The organism is Flavicella sp., from assembly GCF_037132785.1.
Taxonomy (GTDB): Bacteria; Bacteroidota; Bacteroidia; order Flavobacteriales; family Flavobacteriaceae; genus Flavicella.
In genome coordinates this window covers 1-5,319 of the sequence record NZ_JBAHZZ010000046.1, presented here as the reverse complement: position 1 = coordinate 5,319, position 5,319 = coordinate 1, and the positions used below count along the sequence as shown (strand labels likewise).

Annotated in this window: 3 protein-coding genes and 1 pseudogene; all 4 read left to right on the top strand. The window is 33.5% G+C overall.

What is annotated here, in order from left to right:
• Positions 1-1,080: 1,080 nt before the first annotated feature.
• The 4 genes and pseudogenes from V5787_RS02895 to V5787_RS02880 all read left to right on the top strand — a co-directional run bounded on the left by V5787_RS02895 (position 1,081) and on the right by V5787_RS02880 (position 5,081).
• Positions 1,081-2,658 (top strand): arylsulfatase, encoded by a 1,578-nt coding sequence (locus V5787_RS02895; protein WP_336891779.1) that lies wholly within the window; start codon positions 1,081-1,083, stop codon positions 2,656-2,658.
• A gap of 5 nt (positions 2,659-2,663) precedes the next feature.
• Entirely contained in the window at positions 2,664-4,250 is a 1,587-nt protein-coding gene (locus V5787_RS02890) for an alpha-L-fucosidase (RefSeq protein ID WP_336891778.1), read from the top strand.
• Between the two features lie 202 nt (positions 4,251-4,452).
• Positions 4,453-4,833: pseudogene (locus tag V5787_RS02885) on the top strand (transposase); the annotation flags it as partial.
• Between the two features lie 92 nt (positions 4,834-4,925).
• Complete coding sequence (locus tag V5787_RS02880) at positions 4,926-5,081, top strand: hypothetical protein (protein WP_336891777.1); 156 nt, start codon at positions 4,926-4,928, stop codon at positions 5,079-5,081.
• The last annotated feature ends 238 nt before the right edge of the window (positions 5,082-5,319 follow it).

Below are 5,319 nucleotides of genomic sequence, written 5' to 3'. Positions count from 1 at the left end.
GAAAAACTAAATAATAGACCTAGAAAGATACTTGGATATAAAACACCAAAAGAAATGATGGATATTGAACTTAAAATTGTAGCTTAGTAACATCATAAAACTAAAACGTTTTGTTGCGTTACAACCTTGAATCCAAGATTTTGTTTTTGCTTTTTAAGCAATCAAAACAGATTACCAATCAAAATGATTTAGCGTTGCATTTAAATGTTATTGAATGGAGGGAAGGATGTCAACCAAGTCATGTAACTTGTTTATATCGCTTCTAGGGTCTTCTACCTTACCAAAAATACTGATTAATTTACTTTTTGAATCCATGATTCTATTCACTTGATTACCAGCGCAATGCACTAAAAATGAACAATATAAACAACTATAAGCCAATCGAATTAATTTGAAAAAAGTGTGAGTTTGCCCTGAAACTCCTTCTTGTGGTAGCGTATAGTGTACAGGGCAGAACAATGTTTTTTCTCTTGTGAAACCTATATGTTGGTTCGTCTGTAAGCTGTTTAGGTCATTAAACCAATTTTACATTGGACAACACTGAATCTATTGAACAATGAATTTTCAAAAAAAAACATGAATGAAAGAAAAGACTAGAAGCTGCGTGGTATCAAGAATACTTGTTAAAAGAGCTAAACATAAAAGTATGATTCTGCCCTGACTGACAAATAATTTAATTGAGTTAGTTGTTTAATTTCCGTACATTTGGGGCTTGTAAATATTGATTATGTAACTGTTTGAAGGGCAGGGTGTACTAAAAGGAGAAGGCACGAACTTTTAAATGACATTGAACAAATATTGTTGGAATAATGGAAAGAACTTTAAATAATTATACATTATTAATATGTGCATTAAGTTACGTGTAATCAATATATTATCATCTAACTAAATGGTGTATTCAAGTATATTTTGATGAGTTTTGTATTGAACTAACCGCTCTTAATTTAAACCGGAATTTTTATGAAATAATTAATAGATTAGGTAGAAAGTAAATCAATTTGTCAAAATAAAAATCAAAGAAAACAAACGCTAAACGTATAGCTCAATAATTTAATTTTAACAACTAAATATAATAAACCAATGAATAAAACAACAACCCATCTACTAGTTTTGGTAGTCATTTTTCTTTCGTCTTGCAGTACTAAAACAAAGCAAGAGGATAAAAAAAACCAATTAAAAAATCCTAATATTATTTATATTCTGGCTGATGATTTGGGATATGGAGATATCAAAAGTTTTAACTCTGAAGGGAAAATTCCTACACCAAATTTAGATAATATGGCTACAAACGGTGTCATGTTTACTGATGCACATACTTCATCAGCTGTTTGTACACCAACCCGCTATGGAATATTAACAGGAAGATACAACTGGAGGAGTTCTTTAAAGAGTTCTGTGTTAAGTGGGTATTCCAAGTCGTTAATCAAAGAAGAACGAACTACCGTAGCGAACATGCTTAAGAAACAAGGGTATTCAACTGCATACATTGGAAAATGGCATTTAGGATGGGATTGGGATATTGAGAAAAACGATATAAAAAAATCATATGATTTAAACGATCGTCCTAAAGTGAATTTTAATTCTCCTATAAAAAATGGACCTTCAACACATGGTTTTGATTATTCGTTTGGTTTTTGCGGTTCTTTAGATATGCCTCCTTACGTATTAGTGGAAAATGATATGGCAACTATGGTGCCTACAAAAAAAACGGTTTCGGTGGATGAAAAAGGAGTATGGAGAAAAGGATTAACATCAGATGATTTTGTTCATGCAAATATTTTACAAGATTTAACTGATAAAGCTGTAAATTATATCAATCAAAAAGCTGATTCTGACAAGCCTTTCTTTTTGTATTTTCCCTTACCTGCTCCGCACACACCAATATTACCTACAACAGAATTTTTAGGAAAAAGTAATACAAATATGTATGGAGATTTTGTAATGCAAGTTGATGATGTAGTTGGTCAAATTAGAGAAGTTCTTAAGGCTAATGGAATTTCGGAAAATACTCTTTTAGTATTTACAAGTGATAATGGTTGTTCTCCAAAGTCTGATTTTGATGAACTTAAAAGGGTGGGGCATAATCCTAATTATTCTTTTAGGGGATCAAAGGCTGACATCTTCGAAGGAGGACACAGAGTGCCGTTTATTATCGAGTGGCCAAATAAAGCATTGAAAAATGTGACCTCTAGCAAAATAATTTGCACTACTGATTTTTTTGCAACTTGTGCAGAAGTCGTGGATTATAAAATTAATGACGATGAAGCAGAAGATAGTTTTAGCATGTTGCCGTTGATTTTAGGTGAAAGTGATACTGAAATTCGTGAATATACCATTCATCATTCTATAAATGGTTCTTTTGCGATTAGAAAAGGCAATTGGAAGTTAAATATCTGTCAAGGTTCAGGAGGTTGGAGCTATCCAAGTCCAAAGGATATAAAAAACGAAAAATTGGAATTACCAGATATGCAGTTATATAATTTGAAAGAGGATATTGGAGAAACTAAAAATTTGGTATCTGAATATCCTAAGAAAGCTGCGGAACTCAAAGCAGCTCTTAAAAAAATAATTTTGGATGGACGAAGTACAGCTGGAGTAATTCAAAAAAATGAAGGAATGGAAAGCTGGAAACAAATTGAGTTTATCATTAAAGAATAAAGGAGTTGAAAAGGAGAAATTTTAAATATTGTCTATTTAGTATTTTTTATTTTGTGTTGTTAAGTAGTTTTGCCCAGTCGGAGACATCAAATAAACTTTATGATGGAACTTGGGAAGCTCTTCAGGAAATGCCTGTTCCCTCATGGTTTGACGACGGTAAGATTGGTATATTTATTCATTGGGGACCTTATAGTGCAATTGGGTATCGCAAGGGTGGACGAGGCTATTCAGAGCATGTTCCCAAAATGATCTATCGTGATTCCGAACATTATTATCCTTATATGAAAGAGCGTTGGGGAGCCAATCCTCCTGAGTTTGGGTATAAGGATATCATTCCAGAATTCAAAGCAGAAAAGTGGGATCCGAATGAATGGGCAAAATTATTTAAGGAGGTCGGTGCTCGTTATGTTGTGTTAACAGCTGAACACCATGATGGCTGGGCAAATTGGGACTCAGACCTTACGCCGTGGAACGCGGTTGATATGGGACCTAAACGAGACATTGTTGGTGATTTGGGACAGGCAGTCCGTAAGCAGGGATTGAAATATGCGCCGTCTTATCACCGCGAAAGGCATAGCTCTTTCTTTGCGAAAAAACTCTACGTGGTAAATGCTGAACCATTGCCTCATATCATTGAGGAAATCAAGCTCATGCCTGAAGCAGCTTCCCTTTACGGTCCCTTTGGGTTTTCGAAAGAATATGTAGATGACTATGTTGCTCGCTGGAAAGAGATTCAGGAAAAATACCATCCGGATATGCTGTGGGTGGACGACTTTCCTATTTATACCCGAGACGGTAATAATGTTCGCGAAGGAAAGATGAAGCCGATAATTAAATATTTCGATGATAAGGTAAGAGGTATGATTACCGATTTTATGAACGAAGGAGCAGCACGTGGACAGGCAGTTTATTGTAACAATAAGGGAGCTAACAGAAATTGGCCTGATGGAGTTGGCTGTTTGGAGAAGGATAATCTAATACTAAAAACAATTGGTCCCAAGTGGCAAAGTTGTACAACATTTGGAACTTCTTTTGGCTATTTGAAAGGAGATAAATACAAAAGTATTGAAGTTGTTATTCACGAATTGGTTGAGGTAATAAGCAAAAACGGAAACTTTCTCATTAATATTGGTCCAAAGGCTGACGGCACATTGGTTCCGGAACAGGTAGAGCGTTTGAAGGCTATGGGTAAATGGCTAAAAATAAATGGAGAGGCTATCTATGGATCACGTTACTGGAAGGTGAGTGAACAGCAAAATGAACACTTATCTTTTACAACTAATGGAAAAATCATCTATGCAATTAAATGCAATAAACCTACAGAAGATTTTATCATTGAAGCTACCGAAGGTTGGAATAAAAAAATGGTTAAGTCAGTGCAATTGCTCGGATCAGAAGTTGAAATTTCTTGGGAGATGACAGCTAAAGGATTGCGAATTACGCCATCAATAGATCTTGGTGTTAGTGAATATGCGTGGTCTTTCAAGATTGTTACTAATGAAGAACAACACCATCCAAATGTGATTCAAAATGATGCTTCAAAAGCATTAAAAGGAACCCAAAAGGTGGATTTGGATGGTCATATAAAATAGTAGTTAAGAAAAAAACAAAATGATAAGTAAAATTAATTATATCCTTGCATATCAATATTCTTGATTTTAGAGGTTAAGAATTCAAATGATACCTAAAATCCGTAAGTATCATTTTACTTCCATTTTATAAAGCTACTTTACATATAAAATCATTGAGTTAGTCATTTAATTTCTGTAACTTTTCATTCTATATATAAGGGTTATGGATGTTTTCAAAGGTCAAGATTTATTGATTTTTATAAAATAATTACCAAATGATGAAGCTTGTAAGGCTTATTTGTCAAAAATAAAATGGGCAGATGGCTTTATTTGTAACAAATGCAGTCATACAAAAGGTTGTAAAAAATCAGGTTATACTTATCATTGTTATTCTTGTAACTATGTAGAAAGTTCTACCGCTAATACTTTAGTTTCATAAAGTGAAATTTGCCCTACAAAAGCCTTTTGTGTTGTTTTTGAGATGAGTACAAGCAGTAAGAGTATTTCCAGTATTCAAATGGGGAAACGATTTAGTATTAGTAATGGAACAGCTTGGTGTTTTATGCATAAAGTACGAAAAGCAATGGCAAGTAGTCAAAAATATCAAGACCTTTTCAAGGTACATGACAAAAACAAAGATCCAAACTTAGGTTTTATATCATTGTTTGTTAGCTTATTAAGACGTATATTTAAGTTATGAAACTACAAATAACACCTGCTTTTGCAGATAGCATTTGTGATTTACGCACAAGAAAGATAAAAGCTACATTTTTTAGTCAAATAAATATTCTTATCGATTGGGATCGAATTTCAAAAATAATAGACAAGGAAAGACCGTTGCAAGGTACATGACAAAAACAAACATCCAAATTTAGGATATAAATCATTGTCTGTTAGATTATTAAGATTTATATTCAAGCCATGAAACTACAAATAACACCTACTTTTTCAGATAGCATTTGTGATTTACGCACAAGAAAGATAAAAGCTACATTTTTTAGTCAAATAAATATTCTTATCGATTGGGATCGCATTTCAAAAATAATAGACAAGGACTATTCCAGGGGTAAAAGTGCCGTTGGTAAGCCTT

Excerpts from the sequence above, each read along its gene's own strand:
- V5787_RS02895 (WP_336891779.1), top strand. The coding sequence starts at position 1,081 with ATGAATAAAACAACAACCCATCTACTAGTTTTGGTAGTCATTTTTCTT.
- V5787_RS02880 (WP_336891777.1), top strand. The coding sequence starts at position 4,926 with ATGAAACTACAAATAACACCTGCTTTTGCAGATAGCATTTGTGATTTA.